This is a genomic window from Phenylobacterium sp., assembly GCF_030680185.1.
Classification (GTDB): Bacteria; Pseudomonadota; Alphaproteobacteria; order Caulobacterales; family Caulobacteraceae; genus Phenylobacterium.
Genome location: NZ_JAUXVZ010000014.1, coordinates 1 through 19088, shown reverse-complemented (window position 1 = coordinate 19088; position 19088 = coordinate 1). Strand labels below are relative to the sequence as shown.

At 66.4% G+C, this 19088-nt stretch carries 18 protein-coding genes; 15 read left to right on the top strand and 3 right to left on the bottom strand.

What is annotated here, in order from left to right:
• Window positions 1-11: 11 nt before the first annotated feature.
• The 3 genes from Q8L83_RS03050 to Q8L83_RS03040 form a co-directional block, all read right to left on the bottom strand.
• The gene (locus Q8L83_RS03050) at window positions 12-1199 is read right to left on the bottom strand and encodes an efflux RND transporter periplasmic adaptor subunit (protein ID WP_305284673.1); all 1188 of its coding nucleotides are present in this window, start codon (window positions 1197-1199) and stop codon (window positions 12-14) included.
• Window positions 1196-2452 carry a TolC family protein gene (locus tag Q8L83_RS03045; protein WP_305284672.1) on the bottom strand — a complete coding sequence of 419 codons (1257 nt, stop codon included), beginning with the start codon at window positions 2450-2452 and terminating at the stop codon, window positions 1196-1198. Before Q8L83_RS03045 ends, Q8L83_RS03050 begins: the two co-directional genes overlap by 4 nt.
• Before the next feature lie 427 nt (window positions 2453-2879).
• Window positions 2880-3587: a cation transporter gene (locus Q8L83_RS03040; protein ID WP_305284671.1), complete on the bottom strand. Its 708-nt coding sequence runs from the start codon at window positions 3585-3587 to the stop codon at window positions 2880-2882.
• A 67-nt stretch (window positions 3588-3654) separates the two neighbouring features.
• On the opposite strand from Q8L83_RS03040, the gene Q8L83_RS03035 reads away from it, so the two are divergent.
• The 15 genes from Q8L83_RS03035 to Q8L83_RS02965 all read left to right on the top strand — a co-directional run bounded on the left by Q8L83_RS03035 (window position 3655) and on the right by Q8L83_RS02965 (window position 19012).
• Entirely contained in the window at window positions 3655-4095 is a 441-nt protein-coding gene (locus Q8L83_RS03035) for a helix-turn-helix domain-containing protein (RefSeq protein WP_305284670.1), read from the top strand.
• 297 nt (window positions 4096-4392) lie between these two features.
• A complete protein-coding gene (locus tag Q8L83_RS03030; protein WP_269717138.1) occupies window positions 4393-4740 on the top strand; it encodes a TrbC/VirB2 family protein in 348 nt (115 codons plus the stop codon).
• A complete protein-coding gene (locus Q8L83_RS03025; protein ID WP_293498093.1) occupies window positions 4740-5006 on the top strand; it encodes a VirB3 family type IV secretion system protein in 267 nt (88 codons plus the stop codon). The genes Q8L83_RS03030 and Q8L83_RS03025 overlap by 1 nt, the downstream gene beginning before the upstream one ends.
• A 52-nt stretch (window positions 5007-5058) precedes the next feature.
• Entirely contained in the window at window positions 5059-7533 is a 2475-nt protein-coding gene (trbE, locus tag Q8L83_RS03020) for a conjugal transfer protein TrbE (RefSeq protein WP_305284669.1), read from the top strand.
• Entirely contained in the window at window positions 7533-7850 is a 318-nt protein-coding gene (locus tag Q8L83_RS03015; protein WP_305284668.1) for a hypothetical protein, read from the top strand. Before trbE ends, Q8L83_RS03015 begins: the two co-directional genes overlap by 1 nt.
• A gap of 13 nt (window positions 7851-7863) precedes the next feature.
• Window positions 7864-8586, top strand: coding sequence for a conjugal transfer protein TrbJ (locus Q8L83_RS03010; protein ID WP_305284667.1), 723 nt, complete (start codon window positions 7864-7866; stop codon window positions 8584-8586).
• 227 nt (window positions 8587-8813) lie between these two features.
• Window positions 8814-10121, top strand: a complete 1308-nt coding sequence (gene trbL, locus Q8L83_RS03005; RefSeq protein WP_305284666.1) for a P-type conjugative transfer protein TrbL — start codon at window positions 8814-8816, stop codon at window positions 10119-10121.
• Between the two features lie 20 nt (window positions 10122-10141).
• Window positions 10142-10825: a conjugal transfer protein TrbF gene (trbF, locus tag Q8L83_RS03000; protein ID WP_305284665.1), complete on the top strand. Its 684-nt coding sequence runs from the start codon at window positions 10142-10144 to the stop codon at window positions 10823-10825.
• 239 nt (window positions 10826-11064) lie between these two features.
• Window positions 11065-11811, top strand: a complete 747-nt coding sequence (trbG, locus tag Q8L83_RS02995) for a P-type conjugative transfer protein TrbG (RefSeq protein ID WP_305284664.1) — start codon at window positions 11065-11067, stop codon at window positions 11809-11811.
• Between the two features lie 62 nt (window positions 11812-11873).
• On the top strand, window positions 11874-13040 hold the full coding sequence (locus Q8L83_RS02990) for a TrbI/VirB10 family protein (protein ID WP_305284663.1): 1167 nt from the start codon (window positions 11874-11876) through the stop codon (window positions 13038-13040).
• A gap of 351 nt (window positions 13041-13391) precedes the next feature.
• Window positions 13392-13637 carry a DUF2274 domain-containing protein gene (locus Q8L83_RS02985; protein ID WP_137803317.1) on the top strand — a complete coding sequence of 82 codons (246 nt, stop codon included), beginning with the start codon at window positions 13392-13394 and terminating at the stop codon, window positions 13635-13637.
• A 459-nt stretch (window positions 13638-14096) separates the two neighbouring features.
• Window positions 14097-15491 (top strand): DnaA N-terminal domain-containing protein, encoded by a 1395-nt coding sequence (locus Q8L83_RS02980; RefSeq protein WP_305284662.1) that lies wholly within the window; start codon window positions 14097-14099, stop codon window positions 15489-15491.
• A gap of 17 nt (window positions 15492-15508) precedes the next feature.
• Window positions 15509-16159, top strand: a complete 651-nt coding sequence (locus Q8L83_RS02975; protein ID WP_305284661.1) for a thermonuclease family protein — start codon at window positions 15509-15511, stop codon at window positions 16157-16159.
• 106 nt (window positions 16160-16265) lie between these two features.
• A complete protein-coding gene (locus tag Q8L83_RS02970; RefSeq protein ID WP_305284660.1) occupies window positions 16266-17540 on the top strand; it encodes an SIR2 family protein in 1275 nt (424 codons plus the stop codon).
• Window positions 17537-19012, top strand: coding sequence for an ATP-binding protein (locus tag Q8L83_RS02965; protein ID WP_305284659.1), 1476 nt, complete (start codon window positions 17537-17539; stop codon window positions 19010-19012). The genes Q8L83_RS02970 and Q8L83_RS02965 overlap by 4 nt, the downstream gene beginning before the upstream one ends.
• The last annotated feature ends 76 nt before the right edge of the window (window positions 19013-19088 follow it).

Genomic DNA, 19088 nt, shown 5'->3' with positions numbered 1-19088 from the left:
GCGCCTGCTCCCTAGTGGCCGTGCTCAGCCTCGCCCTTGGCGAGTTCGGCCTTAAGCAGGAAGGCGTTGGTGGAGACGATCCGTTCGGCGCCGGTGAGCCCACGCACGATCTCCGTGCGACCGCCCGCCTGGCGTCCGGTCAGCACCGGCATGGCGCGGAACCCGCCGTCGATCTGCACGAACACGACGGGATTGCCCTCGACCGTTTGCACGGCTTCGCTCGGTACAGTCAGGCCGCCGCTCTCACCACCGGTCACGAGGGCTCCGGTGACGGGTGACCCCGCCGGCGGGAGGCTAGCGCCAACAGGCCGCGCGCGGATCACCGTCGCCCCACTTTCTCCCGAGCCTGCGTTCGCCGCTACACCGGTCACGACGGCGTCGAACTCTCCCGTCGGGCCGGTGATCCGCATCCGCGCTCCGGCGCGCGTCTGCGCGGCGAGTTGCGGCGGAGCATTGAAGACCAGTTCGACGCGCGCCGGGTTGGTCACTTCGGCGATGACGCCGCCTTGGGCGACGTAGCCGCCGGGCCCGACCTGCACGGCGGTTACGACACCGCCGATGGGCGACGAGACGCTCGTTCGCCCCGAGGCGTTCGGAGAGCCCGCGACAGCTACCCTAGCCCGCGCGGCGCGTGCTGTGGCCTCGGCGCTGAGCGCTTGGGCCTGGGAGCTCTCCACCTCCTGTCGCGCCACTATGCCCTGGGCGCCAAGATTGCGATCTCGCTCGTAGGCGCGCCGCGCGGCGTTCGCCGCAGCCGCCGCCGCGTCGGCGTCGGCGCGCAACGTGGCGGCGTCACCACTGACGAGGATCGCGAGGGCCTGGCCCGCCCGGATGCTTTGCCCCGGCGCAACAAGAACCCGCTCAACGCGCCCGCCGACGCTCGCCCCAACGCTGGCGCGGGCATCAACCATCGGTTCCACGCGCCCGGAAATGCGTGTTTCGGCGCCACCGCCCCGACCCACCGCGACGACGGCCAGGCCCGACGCCCGAACCTGCTCTGGCGTAAGCTTGACAACGCCCTCGGGCGTCTCGGCGGCCTCGCCCTCTTCTTGCGCCTCCCCTTCGGCATGTTCATCGGCGGCCTCGGCCGCAGGGGGAGCGTCGCGATTGATCAATGCCGACAACCCGAAGCCGCCGGCTGCGGCGACGAGGGCGATGGCGGCTACTGCGCCATAAAGACGCGCCTTATCCTGCTTCATTGGGAGTCTCCGGTCCCGGCAACGCCGCTCATCCGAGCCAGGGCTGCCTGCGCGCTTACCCGCTCACTGGCGGCGGCGATGGTTTGACCGCGCGCATCCGTGAGCGCGCGTCGTGCAACAAGAAGTTCGGCAAGACTCAGCTTCCCGCCTTCGTAGCCGATGCGTGTGAGGCGGTAGGCCTCCTGCGCGGCTCGCTCACCCTCCCGAGCGGCGGCGAGCCGCGTTTCTGCGGCGGTCGCACGGGCTGTGCTTGCGCGAACCGTCGCCTCGGCGTCGAACCGCGCCGCATTCAGACGGGCCTCCGCGGCGGTGACTTCCGCTTGGACCGCGCGGACGTTCCCCCGATTGCGATCGAAGAGTGGCAGAGGGACCGACACCCCGGCGATGAATGCTGACGCATCGGAATTCTCGAACCGTCGGAAGCCCACCGAGACATTCACGTCGGGAACGGCGCGCCGACGCTCCAAGGCGAGGCGCCGCCGTGCCGCCTCGCGCTCAGCTTGCGCCACGAGATAGCCCGGCGCGTTAGATGCGACGGGCGAGATGGCGGAACGCGGCGGCGTTCCGTCCAGCAGGCTCACGGGAATCGAGGTGATTGGCGCCGCCGATCCCGAAAGAGCCGTAAGGTTAGCGAAGGCTGTCGCTCCCGCCGCCTGAGCCTCCTCGACGGTGGCGCGGGCCGCCTGGACTGCAGCCTCCGCCTGAATACGCCGCAACTCAGGTTCGCGGCCTTGTTCGACGAAGGCGCGCGCGATGCGGGCATCCTCCTCCGCGAGCCCGAGCGCTTCTCGTGCGAGCAAAAGTCGCCGATCGCTGGCCTCGGCTTCGGCGTAGGCCACCGCAAGATCGAATCTGAAATCGACCTGGGCGCGCTGGGCGCGCTGACGGGCCGCCACCACCTCCCCCTGCGCCGCCGAAACCCGGGCCGAACGCTTGCCGCCGAGTTCCAAGGTCTGAGAAATCGACGCCGTCGTCTCAGCCTGGCTTATGCCGCTGTACGGCCCAGACCCGGAAAAATTCTCGATTTCCAGGCCCACCGTCGGATTAGGACGCACGCCCGCCTGCTGCGCCAAGCCTTCGGCTCGCGCGATGTCGGCGCGGGCTTCCGCCAAACGCGGCGCGGTCTCCTGCGCCTGTCGGAGTAGGTCAGTAAAGGCTGGGGCGGGCTCGGCCACGCCGACGCCCGCCGACAGCCCCAAGGCGACGAGCCCCGAGGCGGCCGCCAACAGCGGCCTTCGATTATGGATGAACACGGTCTTCCTTCTCGCTTGTGACGACGGAGTGCGCGCGTGCGCGCGTCGGTCGTCAGCCGCGAGGCGGTCGTTTCAGTCCGAAGTGGGGATCGGTCTTACGCACAGCGGTGCGCCCCAGGACATGCTTGGCGCTAGGCAAGTCTGCGCCAACGCCGCCCTCACCTAGGATCGGCACAAAGGGTGCAAAGTGGTGACAATGACCATGGATGCAGACATCCGCCGGTGCGCTGCCGTGATCATCCAATGGCGCGGTCACCGTTTGACCGGCTGCGGTCGTGAATTCGGCCGCCGCCGCGCCGGAATTCAGATCATTACCGCAGATGAGGGAGTCGACGCTCGGTCCTAGCGAAAGCACAGCGACGAGCAAGGCGGCTGCTAGCCACCGTAGTGCTCCGGACCATGCTGAAGGACTCGCCATCGCCCTGCCCTATACGTGTTTCGTACTGTGGCGGGAATGCGTTACATATTTACGCAAATCCGCGCTGGCCGGAGCGGCTCGGAGTTCCTTGCGCGCCTGACTGGCGATCTGCCACGCCGAGCGCAAGAAGACCGCCGCCAGCAGAACACCGACGAGAAGGTCCGGCCACCTCGACCCAGTGACGGTCACCGCAACGCCAGTGGCGGCCACCGCCAGGCACTGGATTAGGTCGTTGCGGGTGCATAGCCAGACCGACCGCACGTTGGCGTCCCCTTCACGGAAGCGCACGAGCAGCAGCGCAGCGAGCAGATTGGCCGCCGCTCCGAATAGGCCGAGCCCCGAGATGGCCCCGCCTTCGGGCGAAGCGCCCGTCACCGCGCGCCAAACCGCCAGTCCGAGAATGCCTGCCGCCATCAGCGCAAGTGACCCGCTTTTGATGAAGGCCGCGCCCGACCGGACCTGGACGCTCTTGCCGATGGCCCACAAGCTGAGCGCGTAGGTCGCTGCATCAGCCGCGAAGTCTAGGGTGTTAGCCGCCAGCGCCGCCGAGTCGGCGAGCCAACTGCCGATCGCCACGACGACAAAGCCGACGATGTTGATGACGATGACCGCGCTCAGCGCCCGGCGGTAGGCCAGCGAGGCGCCGTCGAACGCGATGGGCGCGCCGCAGCCGCAACCGCTGGCGGCCGGCTTATCGGAAGTGGAACAGCTCGACATGCCGCGACCCTGCATCCTCTAGTCGCTAGAGGATCAAGGGTCTATTTTATGGAACGAGGAGAATTCCATGACGTCGCTCACGATCGGCAAACTCGCGGCGGCCGCCGATGTGAAGGTCCCCACGATCCGCTTCTACGAACAGATCGGCCTCCTACCCGAGCCGGTGCGCACCGAAAGCGACCGTCGGGCCTACGATCCCGCCGCCGTCCGGCGTCTGGCTTTCATCAAGCACGCGCGCCAGCTCGGCTTTCCGATCGAGGCGATCCGCACCCTCCTCGATCTAGCCGACCATCCGGAGCGATCATGTGAGGACGCCAACACCCTCGCCCAGGAACAACTCACCGCCGTCGAGACGAAGATCGCCCAACTCGAGGCGTTGCAGAGCGAGCTTCGGCGCATGGTCGCCGCCGGCTGCCAGGGGATCGCGGGCGATTGCCGGGTCATCGAGGTCCTCGCTGATCATCGGTGCTGCGCGCAGGATCACCCGGCAACAGGGAGGCTAGTCTGACCTTGAGTGGGCGGCTCAGCTGCGAATCAACAGCCCACACAACTCGGGCATGTGCCCCAAAGTCGCCGCTTATCGGTTGGAAACAGATCAGCAACACGGGGGAAATGCGCGCGCTTGCCTGCTCGACTCAGGCCGCTAAGCGTGGCCGGAAGCTCGCCTCTAACGGTTGTAGCTTTGCTAGAGAAAAAGCCCTAATCGCACCTTTTTAGTCAAAAACGCCCTTGACCTCGCCTATTCCGCGACTCACGGTTGTGACGCCCGGCAAAGGCGGGCGGACGCAATCAAGGGTCAGCTGCGATGAAAAACGCCGGTTCTAGCCAAGCTCGGGGGCGCGCTTCGACCGCCCTGGCCCTCCTCGCCGGCGCGGCTGTCCTCCTCGCGGTAAGCCCGGCTTGGGCCGCTGGCGCCGGGACCGCCATGCCCTGGGAAGGCCCGCTCGACACCATCATGCAGTCGCTGTCGGGGCCGGTCGCCAAGGCCGTCGGCATCATCGCGATCGTGCTCACCGGCCTGGGCTTCGCCTTCGCGGAAGGTGGGTCGGCCCTGCGCAAAGGGATCGGCATCGTCTTCGGTCTGGCGATCGCCTTCACGGCGACGACCTTCATCTCGACCTTCTTCAACATGACCGCCGGGGCGGCGTTCTGATGGCTCGGTCCGACGTCGAGGGTTTCGAGATCGCCTTCCACAGCTCGCTATCGGAGCCGGTGACCATCGCCGGCGTGCCGCGCATGATCGCGGTGCTCAACGGCACCCTGACCGCCGTCCTGGCCTTGGGCCTGCAGGTCCCTCTGATCGGCATTCCGCTGGGCCTCGCCATACACGGCGCCTGCTACTGGCTGAACAAGCGCGACCCCTACTTCTTCGACGCGCTCGGCCGCCACATTCGCCAGAAGCCTTACCTGGACGCCTGACATGCGCGCTCGGCCTCACCCCTCCCCGCTTTTGGTCTCCTAGAGGTTCGTCGTGCTGTACCTGCGTGAGTACCGGCCCAAGGCTGATCGACTGTTCGACCACCTCCCGTGGGCGGCCCTCATCGGGCCGGGGCTGGTGCTCAACAAGGATGGCAGCTTTCAGAAGACCCTGGCCTTCCGCGGCCCGGACCTCGCCAGCGCCACGGATGCCGGCCTGGTCGCGACCCGCGCCCAGCTCAACAACGCCCTGCGGCGCCTGGGCTCACGCTGGTGCCTGCACATCGAGGCCGTCCGCGCGCCATCGCAGACCTATCCTACAAGCCAGTTTCCGGACCCCGTTTCGGACCTGGTCGATGAGGAGCGCCGCGAGGGCTTCGAAGCGCAGGAGCGTCACTTCGAGAGCCGCTATTTCCTGACCTTCACCTACCTTCCACCGGAAGAAGCGATCTCGACGGCCGAGAGCCTCCTACTCGAAAACGCCCCGTCTGGACGCGGCGCCGAGGGGATGTACCGCGCGGCGCTCAGCGACTTCCTCAGCACGGTCCACCAGATCGCCGACATCCTGACCGCGATCATGCCGGAGGTCGCAGAACTGACCGACGATGAGACCCTGACCTATCTGCACAGCTGCATCTCGACCAAGCGACATCCGGTCGCCACGCCCGAAACGCCGGCCTACCTCGACGCCTTCCTCACCGACGATGATTTCCAGGGCGGCCTGCTGCCGCGCCTGGGGGGCCAGTACCTGCGCACCCTCTCGGTTCGGGCCTACCCGACGACCTCGTGCCCCGGCCTGCTCGACCGGCTCAATGAGCTGGGCATCAGCTATCGCTGGGTCTGCCGGTATCTGCCGCTGGACAAGGAAGACGCGCGCAAAGCGGTGACCACGGTGCGCAAGCGCTGGTTCGCCAAGCGCAAGGGCGTGATGGCGCTCCTGAAGGAGGCGATCACCCGCGAGCCGTCCCTGCTGGAGGATCCGGACGCGGCGGCGAAATCCGTCGACGCCGATGCGGCCCTGGCCATTCTCGGGGGTGACTACGCCTCGATCGGCTACTTCACCCCGACCGTCACCTTGATGGACGCGGATCCCGACCGGCTGGCCAACCGCGTCCGGGAGGTCGAAGGCGCCATCAACCGGGCGGGCTTCGTCTGCAAGGTCGAGGATGTCAACGCGGTCGAGGCCTGGATCGGCAGCCTGCCGGGCCAAGCCTATGCCGATCTGCGCCGGCCCTTGGTGTCGTCGCTGAACCTCTGCGACATGATGCCGATGTCGGCGATCTGGCCTGGCCCGACAATCAACGCCCACTTGTCGGCCGAATGCCAAAAGCGCGGCTATCCTGGCCTTCAGCCGGCTCTTTTGGTCACCCGCACCGCCGGCACCACGCCGTTCCGCTTCGACCTGCACCAGGGCGATGTCGGTCACACGATGATCGTCGGGCCGACCGGCTCGGGCAAATCGGTCCTGCTCAACACCCTGGCCATGCAGTGGCTGCGCTATCCGGAAGCTCAGGTCTTCTATTTCGATGAGGGCGCCAGCTCGCGCGCATCGACCCTCCTCGTCGGCGGCCAGTTCTATATCCTGGGCGGCGACCAGAGCGAGCTGGCCTTCCAGCCGCTGGCGCAGATCGACGCGTCCGACGACCGCGCCTGGGCCCAGGAATGGGTGCAAGACATCGTCGCCGCCGAGGGCGTGCCTATCACGCCGCCGGTCAAGGACGAGATCTGGAGCGGGTTGCGTAATCTCGCCGAGGGACCGCGCGACCAGCGCACCCTCACCCTGCTGGCCGCCACGATCCAGGACCAGGCCGTCAAGGCGGCCCTGACGCCCTACACGCTGAGCGGACCATACGGCCATCTGCTCGACGCCAACCAGAACGCCCTCAAGCCTGCCGCTTGGCAGACCTTCGAGATGGCCGAGCTGATGGCCAGCAAGTCGGCCTTGGCCCCGGTCCTCACCTACATCTTCCGCAGCCTTGAACGTCGCTTCGACGGTCGGCCGACGCTGCTGGTGCTCGATGAGGCTTGGCTCTTCCTCGACCAGGGCGCCTTCGCGGCCAAAATCCGCGAATGGCTGAAGACGCTGCGCAAATTCAACGTCGCCGTGGTTTTCGCCACCCAGAGCCTGGCGGACGTCGCCCGGTCGTCGATCGCCCCGGCGCTGATCGAGAGCTGCCCGACCCGCATCTTCCTGCCCAATCCGGACGCCCAGACCCCGCAGATCACGGCGCTCTATCAGGACTTCGGGCTGAACCCGCAGCAGGTTCGGATCATCGCCAATGCGACGCCCAAGCGCGAGTACTACTACCAGTCCACCTCCGGGAACCGGCTATTCGAGCTCGGCCTGGGCGGTGTGTCCCTGGCGGCCGTGGGCTCGTCGTCGCCCGGCGATCAGCAGCTCATCAGCCAGCTCCTCGCGGACCATGATCGTGGCGAGTTCGCCGAGCGGTTCTTCGCGGCCAAGGGCCAGGCGGATGTCGCCCGCTACCTCGGCGGCCAGCGGCGCGCCGCCTTTCCGAGGGTGGCGTGATGGGCGCGCACGACCTCACCTTCGCGCCCGCTCGGCCGCCGATGAGCCCGAGAGCCTTCGCGCGCTTGGCGTGGCTGAACCGTCACCTTCCGGGCGCGTGGACCGCCTCGCGGCGGCGTCGCCGGATCCTGTTCCTGGCGGTGGCGGCGCCCGGCTTCCTCGCGGTCTTCGGCACGACCTACCACCACAACTTCTTCGTCATGCTGGCCGGCTTTGTCCTGTTCGGCGCGGCCGTCGCCTTTCGGGCGATCTCCGAACCCCTGTTCGTACAGGCGACCGGCGACGACCTCTTCCCGGCTCCTCATCCCTCGCACTAGAAGGACACACCCCATGCGTAAGCAGCTCATGGCCGCGGCGGCGATCGTTGCGGTGTCGCTGGGTTTAGGGCCTCTGCCACCACAGACCGCGGCCGCTCAGCAGATCGTCTTCGATCCGCGCGCTGTGGCGCAAGCGGTCCAGCAGGTGCGCCAAGGTCTCTCGCAGATCCAGCAGCTGCAGACGCAGGTCACCAACCAGATGGCGATGCTGCAAAAGCTCGGCACGGACGTGACCCAGCCGTTGGCGCAGATCAACGCCCAGGCCAGCCAGCTTATGCAGCAGGCCCAGGCGATCGGCTACAACAGCCAGAACATCGCCGGTCAGTTTCAGCAGTTCTACCCCGCCAGCCTGTCCGGTCAGAGCTTCGCTCAAATCCAGCAGCGGCTGGCGAGCTGGGAGGCGAACAGTCGGCTGACCCTGCAGGACTCCATGGCCGTGCAGAACCAGCTGGTCAGGTCGCAGGGCACCACGGCCGGCGCCGTCAACGGCGCGGTGGCCGCCTCGCAAGGCGCCGCCGGACAAACGGCGGCGATCCAGGCGACCAACCAGTTGCTGGCCGCACTCAGCAGCCAGCTTCAAGGCCTTCAGACGATCCTGATCGCGCAAGCGAGGACCCAAGAGACGATCCTGGCCCAGCAGCAGGCTGGGGCGATCGCGGCTCGAGCTGAGACGGAGCGGGCTACGGCGTACACCAAGACTGGGAGCCGGCTTCCGAACATCTCGGATTTCCAGTGATGCGGTCGTTGCTTGTCATCAGCTGTCTCGTTGCCGTGGGCCTCGCGGGCTGCGGAAAGCCCGCCACAGAGCCGAGTCAAACCGACCCGCCAGCCAATGCGAAGCCGTGTCCGGACATCAACAATCGTGACCGGAACGACCCATGTTCACCGCTGTACTTCAATAAGAAGGGCAGCAGCCTTCCCGACAAAAACAGCCTCTAGGCTGGTAGTGCGCCGAGTTTGTCCATGGCCACCGCAGATCCTGCTGCCCTTGATCAATTTATCAGTGCGTTCACCGGCCAGGTGGGCAGTGGCTTCGGAGCCATTGCGGGACCCGTCCAGGGCGTACTGGCGACTCTGGTTGTCATCAGCATCACGATCTCAGCGATCCTTTGGGCGATCGACGAGACGCAGAACATCATGGCTGCACTCGTCAGGAAGATACTCCTGATCGGGTTCTTCGCTTGGCTGGTCACCAACTGGCACTCGCTGACCCTCACGGTCATCAATGGATTTGCAAAGCTAGGCTTACAGGCCAGCGGTGGCGGCTCGATTGGCGATTTCACGCGGGCGCCGACTAAGGCGGTCGAAGCGGGCCTCTCGGTCGTAATCGACCTCATCAAATACATCGGTGACCTAGCGCAGCAAAACGCTGGCTTCGGGGCGCTCATGCATATCGACATGATCATCGTCGCGGCTGTCGCCGCGATCGGCATCCTATTGGCCTTCATCATTCTGGCGATCGAGATCGCCGTCACGATCATCGAATTCTACATCGTGACCCTGATCGCCTTTGTCGTCGTGCCGTTTGGGGTCCTCTCTCAAACCTCCTTCTTGGCAGAAAAAGCTATCGGCTACGTGGTCTCCGTGGGGTTCAAGTTCATGGCGCTTGCTGTGATCGCGGGCGTCGGGATCAACATCTTCGAGACCTACACATTATCGCCTCAACCGACCGTGGCGGAGGAAGCCGGCCTGCTCTTGTCGGCGATCTTCCTGATGATGCTATCGCTCAAAGTTCCTGCGATCGCCGGCGCCATGATTTCAGGTGGCCCGCAGCTGAATACCGGTGGCGCTCTGATGGGCGCGGCGGGTGTTGCCGCTGGCGCGGCGGGCGTAGGCCTCGCCGCCCGCGCCGCTGGCGGTGCGGTCGCAAGTGGTTGGGCGGCTGGCGGCGAGAAGATCGCTGCGGCCAGGGCCGCATCAGGGAGCATCAATTCAGGTGGCCCGCGTCCCACAGGCGGCGGGTCTAGCGGTAGCGGCATGGCGGCCGACTTCGCCAGGGCGCCCGTCTCGACGACGGTCGCCGAAGGGCGAGCGGCCGGCAGCCGCCTCTTCTCTTCCCGCAATCCTAGTGAAGGCGAGACGCCCCCTCCCCCTCCGCCGGAAGCGCCCTCGTCTGGATCCTCCGTCGTTTCGCGGGCCGAGGCCCGCCGTGGCGGAGGGCTAGCAGGCGCGGCTCGAGACAACGCCGCTGCGGCCACCGCCGGCGGCGACGGAAGCGGGCCTGGCCTGAGCGCCACTCCAACCCGCCGCGATGACGAACCTGAAGAGTGACCCCAGTCGAGAGTGCGCCGATGAACCCCTTCAAACGACCGAATGACCGCTATGGCAGCTCCGCCCCCGTCGAGAGCCCATACCTGCGCGCCTCACGGGAGTGGGACATGCGGATCGGCTCAGCCGTTGTGCAGGCCAAGAACTGGCGGATGGCGGCGTTCGGCGGGTTGGGGCTCGCGGCCCTGGCGCTGGGCGGCTTCATATACGAGGCCAACAACACCAACATCGCCACCTACGTCGTCCCCATCGACCGCTACGCGCGGCCTGGCCGGATCGAGCTGGCCGGGCGGACCTATGAGCCGACCACGGCCGAGATCGGATACTTCCTCGCGGACTGGGTGCGACGGACCCGCTCGAAGAGCATCGATCCCATCGTCATTCGGGACAACTGGACCGGGGCCTACCACTTCGTGTCTGGGCCCGCGATTGGGCAGCTCAACGCCTTCGCCAAGGCCAACGACCCCTTCGCCAATGCGGGCACGCAGGCGGTCAACGTCGAGATCGTGTCGGTACTGCCGCGCAGTCCACACACCTACCAGGTCCAGTGGCGCGAGACGCAGTTCAACGCCGGGACCTCCGGCGTGACCGAAGCGTGGACAGGCCTGTTCACCACCAAGGTGGTGGCGCCGAAGAACGAGGCCGAGCTGAGGGCCAACCCACTGGGGATCTACATCACCGAGTTTCAATGGAGTCGTGAGCTATGAGCGCCTTGTCCCCCAGACGGCTTTCCATAGGCGCTGCGGCTGGGCTGCTCGTCTTGCTGGCCGGGTCGGAGAATCCGGCCGTCGCCCAAACCGCCGCGCCACGACCGGCTCCCGGCGCCGCTGCGCGGCCGGCGCCCTTGGCGCCGGTGGCCCTGGCTCAGGCGGCGACGCCGCCCCGAACAACCTCAAGGCGCCGAGCGGCGCCGCGCACCTATGCGCGCCCGCCGGCGCTGTCGACCGTGCAATCCGCCAACAGCAGTGCGCGCGACTACCCCAGCGCCGGGGCCTATGTGAACGCCGCGCTCTACTACGATTTCGAGCCGGGGCGGCTCTACACCGTCCACACCAGCCCGCGCTTCCTGACCGCGATTTCTCTGCGGCCTGGTGAAAAGCTGATCTCCAAGGCGGCGGGCGACACCGTGCGCTGGGTGCTGGGCGAGACCGTTCAGGGCTCGGGCGCGACCCAGCAGGTCATCGTGATGGTCAAGCCCATCCGTGGCGGCCTGCGCACCAACATCATCCTGACGACCGACCAGCGGACCTACCTGCTCGACGCCGTCAGCTATGAGGGCGACACCTACACCAGCGTCATCAGCTGGAACTATCCGCAGGAAGAGGCCCGCGAGCGGCAGGCCGCCCAGGCGGCCGAGACGCAAGGCGTGGCGGCTTCTGGCCTGGCGGTGGACTCGCTGCACTTCGGCTATCGCATCAAGGCCAACGGCTTCCGCGCGCCGCGCTGGCAGCCGGTCCGAGTCTTCGACGACGGTCTGAAGACCTACATCCAGTTTCCGCGCGACATGGCCACAACAGAGGCGCCGCCGCTGTTCCTCATTGGTCCTGACAAGCAGGCCCAGCTCGTCAACTACCGCTATCTCGGCGGCTACTATGTCGTGGACCGGCTGATCGACGTCGCGGAGCTGAGGCTTGGTGAAGGCAAGCAGACCGTGGTGCGGATCACCCGCACCGGCGAAGGGGGGCGCTCGTGACCCACCTTCCGCCCGATCCCCCTCTCAACCCTCACCCGCGCAAGGCCGCGCCGGAAAGCGTCTTGGCCGCGCCACGAAATCCGGTCACCCGCTGGAACCGCAAGTACCTGATCGCCGGGGCGACGGGTCTGGCTGGGATCGTGGCGCTCGGGTTCTACCTCGGCTTTGGCGGCGCGCACGCCCCGCAGGCGCGGCCTGAAGCATTTACGGACGCGGCCGATACGGGCCAGGTCCAGACCCCGGCGATCTCCACCCGGTATGCAGCGGGCTATGCCGACCCCGCACTCCAGGCTCAAACCCTGCCGGGCACAGCGGCCCTGCCGCCGCCGGAGGGCGCGCCAGGGGGTCTGCCGGCGGGCGCACCGCCTCCTCCCCCTCCGCAGGCCCAGGTTGATCCGGTCGTTCAGGCGGCGCGTGAGCAGGCCCTGGCCGCCCGGACCTCTGGTCCCTTCTTTGGCGGCCCGCCATCCGCCGCAGCCGCGGCGCCGTCCGCCGATCTGGCGGCGCTGTCTCGGCCGATCGCGGCGTCCGCTGGAGCCGCCGGCGAGTCCGCCGCCGCCGAGGTGCAGCCCGCCAACGGCCAGGCGGCCAAGCGCCAGTTCGCCGCCAACGCCCGCACTGACGATTACCTGACCAACCCGCTGCAGCCGGCGCTCAGCCCCTGGGAAGTGAAGGCCGGCAGCATCATCTCGGCCGCGCTGGTCACGGCCATCAATTCGGATCTGCCAGGCCAGGTGATCGCCCAGGTCACCGAGCCGGTCTACGACCACAGGACCGGACGAACGGTGCTGATCCCTCAGGGCTCCCGGCTCATCGGCCAGTACGACAGCCAGATCGCCTACGGCCAGAACCGAGCCCTGATCGCCTGGAACCGGATCATCATGCCCGATGGCCGCTCGATCAACATCGGGTCCATGGCCGGGGCGGACCTGTCCGGGGCGGCTGGCCTGCAGGACAAGACGGACGGTCACTTCGGCCAACTGGCGCGCGGGGTGATCCTCTCGACGCTGTTCAGCGTCGGCGCCGCCGCCGCCCAGGATGCCGGCAACCGCAGCTCCGGCGCCCTCGTCGTCAATTCGGCTGCCAGCGGGGTGTCCAATTCCGCCCAGCAGGTCGGCCAGCAGATCACCGGGCGCGATCTCAATCGCCAGCCCACCCTGCGCGTCCGGGCCGGTTGGCCCGTCCGCGTGCTTGTCAGCAAGGACATGATCCTCGCCCCGTACCCGTAAGCGTGAGTGTTGCGATGACCCCATCGGCAGAAAAGCTCGGCCTCTTCCTCCCGGAAGGCCTTCACCAGGACATGCTCGACACCGCCGAGCGCCTGAACACCCGCAAGAATCCCAGGGGCTGTGTTCGGCTCATCTATGAGCGCGCCTTCCGCGAGCTGGTCGAAGCGCTCGACGGTGGTGAGGCGGTGACGTTTCCCGCCGTCCGCGGCGCCAAGGACCGGGTCTCTGTCCGGCTCTCGAAGCCGCTTTGTGTCCGGATCCGCCGCCAGACGGACGCCCTCAATCTCAAACTCACCGATTTCGCTTTCGCAGCGATCGACCGCTTCCTGCAAGCCACCCAAGGAGACGCCCATGACGCGCCCCGCCAAGACCGCCCTCGCCCTGGGCAAGATCGATCTCGAGGAGAAGACAACCGATCTGCGTTTGAAGCTGAAGGGCAAGCTCGCCGTTGATCTGGCCGACTATCAGCGCGCCTTCGCTCAAGCGAACGACCAGTCGCTGGAGCTCGACCAGCTAGTCCCTCACATCCTCGCAGCCTTCATCGACGCGGACAAAGGCTTCCAAGCCTGGCGTAAGGCGCAGCCCGCCTCATCATAGTGGTTCCGCCGCCGTCTCTCTCAACAGGTGGGGTCGGGGCGTGCGGGCGCCACAAGCCCTAGCGCGCTGAGTCGCAGCTTGGCGGACTCGTTTCCGGAAAGACGTCAACCGCCCGAATCGGCCCTTTTTGGCCAAAAGGGTACAATTCCAAGCCTTTAGGAATCGTCAGACTCACTGAACGCTGTCGTCGACTGAGTCGCGTCGCGGACCCTCCGCGCGCGCTCGGTCGCCCCAGAGGACTTCATCTTGACCTAGACGAGACCCCTAAACGGCGAGAGCCCCCCGTTGGCGCGGGAGGCTCTCGGAAATCGCAGGCGCCGTGTGGTAGCGGCTTGATTTGATCGAGTAAGCCTAAGCGGCGCTTTTTGCGTCGTCAAGGCCTCGAACAGGAGACCTATGGTCTTTTGCCTGCCGGTTTCACGACCGTGAAACGGCCTCGTCCCGTTAGGAAGGGACGACATGCGAACGGCCTTATCGGGCGACGACTGGCGACCAGGGTTCGCCAAGCGAGCCCCCAACTTTGACGCGGTCTGCGCGCAAGCCCGAGCCTGGCGCTGGCAGCCGGGCGTATCGGTGGCCCGGATCGCCGCGGCGGTGCTTAAGGGCACGCCCACGCTCACCGTGCAGCAGCGGATGACCCTGCTTCTCTATGTCGAGCACCTCAACCAGGACCGGCTCGAACAGGACGTGGCCACGGTGTGGCCCGGGACCAGTTTGATCGCCGACTATCTAGGCTGCACCGAGAGCAACGCCCGCGCCCACAGGCGTGCGCTGGAAGCGGCCGGCTTCATGGTGCGCGACTACACCCGCGCCAATCGGCCGGCGGGTGTGGAGGCCTATGACCTGGCCCCCCTCGTGGCGCGTCTGGACGAGCTCGAGGCGGCGGATCTCGCCGTCCGCGAAGCTGCTCAGGCCCGGAGGGCCGCCTATTCCGAACCCGTCGTCTTTAGTGAAAGAACTACCGCCCGGGCGCCAAGATTCACTCACCTAGAACAGTCCCATCAGAACGGCAGTTCTTCTGTACGAGGAAAGGACGCGCCTTCAGCGCGACATCAAACTGATCAGCGGCGGACTTCGCCCGCCGAGAACGGCAAAGTCCGAAAATCCTCGGGCAAACGCCAGGGCGCCGGACACGACAGCGCCATTTGCTCTCCGCAGGGAGCAAGCGGTTTCTCCAGCGCCTTTTCGGAGGGGTCCGCGCCGGCGGAAATGGTCCGCCAGGAGCTTAGGGCCGCCTTCCAAGTCTCTCCCCGCATCGCTGCGCTGGTGGGACCTGCCGCCGTGGCCGATCCGGCCAGCGTAACGCCTGCCGACCTCGCTCGGGTGGCGGCCGCCGTTGACGATCTGCTGCCCGAACGTGAGCGCAACAACGACCAGACCTTCGCCTGGGCCCTGAAGCGGCACGGGGTCCGCGCCATCGCCATGCTGGCGATTGCCATCGAGGATCCCGACGTTCGCAGCCCGTGCAAATATTTCGGCCGGATGGCCTCCTATGAGCCGAAGGGGGCGCCGGACCTGCGGCTCAACTTCGCCCGGGTCCTCAAGGCCAAGGGCGACATTCCGCCGGCTGAACCGCCGCCCGCTTTGATGGCGGCGCCGGGGGTCGATGACCCCGTCTGGCAAAAGATCGCTGAACCGTTACGCCGGCTGGTCCGCGAGGGCGCCTATGGCAGCTGGTTCGGCCGGATCGGATTCCATGGGATCGATGAGGGGGTGCTGACCTTGTCCACCCTCAGCCAGATCGCCGCCGACCGGATCAAGCGCGACTACATCGACGCGATCCTGCACGCGGCCGAGGTCGCCGAGGTCTATGTCGACCGGGTGATCATCACCCTGCGAAAGGACCGGCGATGATTCGGCGGTTGAGCCTTATGGCGCTGGCCATCGGGTTGGCGGCCGCCGCGCCGGCGCAGGTGACGGGCCCTGCCCGTGTCGTCGATGGCGACACCTTCAGCGTCGGCGCCGAGAGGGTCCGCCTTTGGGGCGTCGATGCGCCGGAAGGCCGACAGGTCTGCCAGAACGACCAGGGCAAAGCCTACGCCTGCGGCGACGTCGCGCGCGACCAGCTCGTCGGCCTGATCGGTGGGCGGGCGGTGCGCTGTGAGGTGCGCGATCGTGATCCCTATGGCCGGGCGGTTGCTCGGTGCTTGGCCGGATCGACCGATCTGGGCGAGGCGATGGTCCAGGCCGGGTGGGCGATCGACTATGTCCAATTCAGCCGCGGTGCCTACGCTTCCGCCGAGGCCGAGGCGCTCCGGGCGCGGCGCGGCCTTTGGGCCGGGCGGTTCGAGACGCCGTCGCTGTGGCGGGCGGACGCGCGCCAGGTTCACACGGCACCGGCCGGGCCGCCCGCCGCGGGCTGTGTGATCAAGGGCAACATCAGCGCCAAGGGCCGGCGGATTTTTCATGTACCCGGCCAGCAGGACTACGCTGCGACTCGCATAGACCCGACCATGGGCGAGCGCTGGTTTTGCTCGGCCGCAGAAGCCGCCGCGGCGGGCTGGACAGCGGCGGCGCGGTGATCGGGGTCGGTGCGCGGCATAGGCGTTCGTTCGGCGCGCATAGATTGTACGGAGCAAGTACTGCCGTGTTACTGTGCCGCGAATTAAGGCGAAGCCAAGGTGAAGAATGACGTTCTGGAACGGCAATGCTGCGTCACCGAACAACTTGCGCCTCTTCGTTCCGGGCGAGGGATGGAAGAACTACTCTGACCAGATGACGGGAGACGGCCAAAAGGTCGAGATCGTAGGCGCACGGCGCCTGATAGAGAGCGCGTTCCTCAATGCGCTGAACGCCACGAACGTGGTGGTGCTGACGGGCACCGGGTCGTCATTCAGCGCCCGCAATGGAGCGGGCAAGCTTTCTCCGGCCGGAATGTGGGACATCTGGAACGCGGCCAAGGCCAAAGTCGGCGACGAGGTCTTCGCCAAGGTCAACCAGTGCTTCAAGGACGCCGACGTCGACAACAATATCGAGCGCCTCCTCACACTCTGTAAGCTCCATCTCGAACTTCATGCCAAGGCGACAGACGAAACTACCAAACTGATCAGGGCCTTCGTGAAGGACGCAGAGAGCGCAATCCTCGAGCGGGTCGCTTTCGTCGACACTGAGACCGACCTGTCCGCCCACGCCGTTCTGCTGCAGAAACTCGGCCGGCGCGGGGTGCGCAAATCACGCAGCAAAATCTTCACTACAAACTATGACCTGTGCTTCGAGGAGGCCGGGGCGCGTCACCGCTTCACCTTCATCGACGGCTTCTCCCATTCCCTGAGGCAGGTCTACGACCGCATGTTCTTCGACTACGACGTGGTCCGACGTGAGAACGGAGGCAACGGATCACCCGACTACATCGAGAACGTGGTGCAGTTCTACAAGCTTCATGGCTCGATCGACTGGCGGCGCAAGGGCGGCGATATCGTGCGGTCTGAGGGCGAAGAGGGCGAGCCGGTCTTGATTTATCCGCGGTCGAGCAAGTACCAGGAGAGCTTCGAGGCCCCCTATCTCGACATGATCGGGGCCTTCCAGGCGGCCCTGCGCGAGCCTGACACGGCCGTCATCGTCTCCGGCTTCGGCTTCAACGATGATCACATCGGCCGACCGATCCTCTCGGCGGTCGAGAGCAACATGTCGTTGCGCCTCATCGTCTGTGATCCAGTCTTCCTTGATGCCGCCGCGCTCCCAGGTTCCGCGCACACCCATCCCGAGGCTAAGCCGACAGAGAATCGGTTTCTCAAAAGCTTCATGGCACTCGCGGCCGGAGGCGACGCCCGCCTTCACCTCATCAACGGCCGCTTCGAGGATATGGCGGTCGTCCTGCCCGACCTCATGGGTGAGACTGATCGCGAACGCCACGTCCAGCGCATCCGCAGCATCCGCGAGGAAACGGGAGCCCAGACGGGATGATTGCCCTCAGCCCGATCGACCCGGACCGCTACATCGGTACCGTTACCCAAGCGACAGCCTCTCAGGTGATCGTCAACCTGCCGAACGCTACTGCCCGACCGGAGCGGCGCGGGCTCGCCAAGGGCGCGGTCGGCGACTTCGTTTTCATTGACTGCGAAAGGGTGAAGCTCCTCGGCCGCATCATCGAGACGCGCATCCCAGATTCCGAAAGGCTCCAAGTCGAACCGCGGCTTGGTGAACCAGTCGAACCCGATCCGATCGGGCGGGTGCAGCTGCTGGCGGGGGTGGAGCAGGGGTCGAACAAGCTTGTGCGCGGCCTCCCCGAGTTTCCGCGAATCGGCGACGGGGTGTTCTTGGCGCAGCCCTCTCTTCTGGCGCGACTGATCCGCAACGCCGTCGCTGGTGACGGGGAGCTGGTGTTGAGCATCGGCCGCATCGATGCCGCCGACAGCGTCGATGTCTGCCTTCCCCCCGAGAAGATCTTCGGACGCCATTGCGGGGTTTTCGGCGCGACGGGCGGCGGCAAGAGCTGGACCCTCGCCACTCTCATCCAGCAGCTGAAGAAAGCCGGCGGGCGAGCCATCCTCCTCGATCCGACCGGAGAGTTCGCGGCCATGAACGGGGTCGACGACGTCTTCGTGTTCGACGGGGCCGTGGCTGGTCAGAAGGTTGTGCACTTTCCGTATCAGCAGATCACCGAGGACGACCTCTTCACCCTGTTCCGGCCGTCCGGCCAAAGTCAGGGTCCGCGGCTGCGCGAAGCGATCCGCAGCCTAAAGCTGGTCGCCGCGCTCGGGGTCAATGTGCCCGCCCAGGTCACGATCCAGAATGGCCTTCTGGAGAAGAATGGAAAGCTCAAAAACCCGATCAACCAGGCACTGACCGCCAACGCCGCCGCCCTGCACCGGCCTGGCTGCGCCTTCGACATCTCGAAGCTGGCCGACCAAATCCGACACGAATGCGTCTGGCCGACGTCACAACAGAACACCAGCGTCTACGGGGGCCCCGACCAGCAGTCTCTCGGATATTGCGAGACGCTGATCTCGCGCATCAGCGGCCTGGTCCGCTCCAAGGAGCTGGAGTGCATCTTTGAGCGTAACGGGACCTCGCTCGTTGCCGAGCTGGACGCCTTCTTCGCGGATGATACCCGAGACATCGCGGTGATTTCCTTCAAGGATGTCCGCTTCGAGCACAACACGCGCGAGATCCTGCTCAACATCATCGGCCGCTATCTGCTGGGGGCGGCGCGCGCCGGGACCTTCCGAGACGATCCGCTCGTCGTCTTCCTCGACGAAGCCCACCAGTTTCTTGGAAGGACGATCGGCGATGACTACGCCTCGGTGCGCCTGGACTCATTTGGCCTGATCGCCAAGGAAGGCCGCAAATATGGACTGACCTGTGTGCTAGCTGTAGGGACGCGCAATAGTGAACGGCTCGACGCGAGATTCATGACGCCTTTCGACGCACATTAGCTGAGACGTTCGCCGCTCCGGGGCGCACATTGTGTGAGACTGAGATCACAATGATTGAGACCGACGCGCACTATTT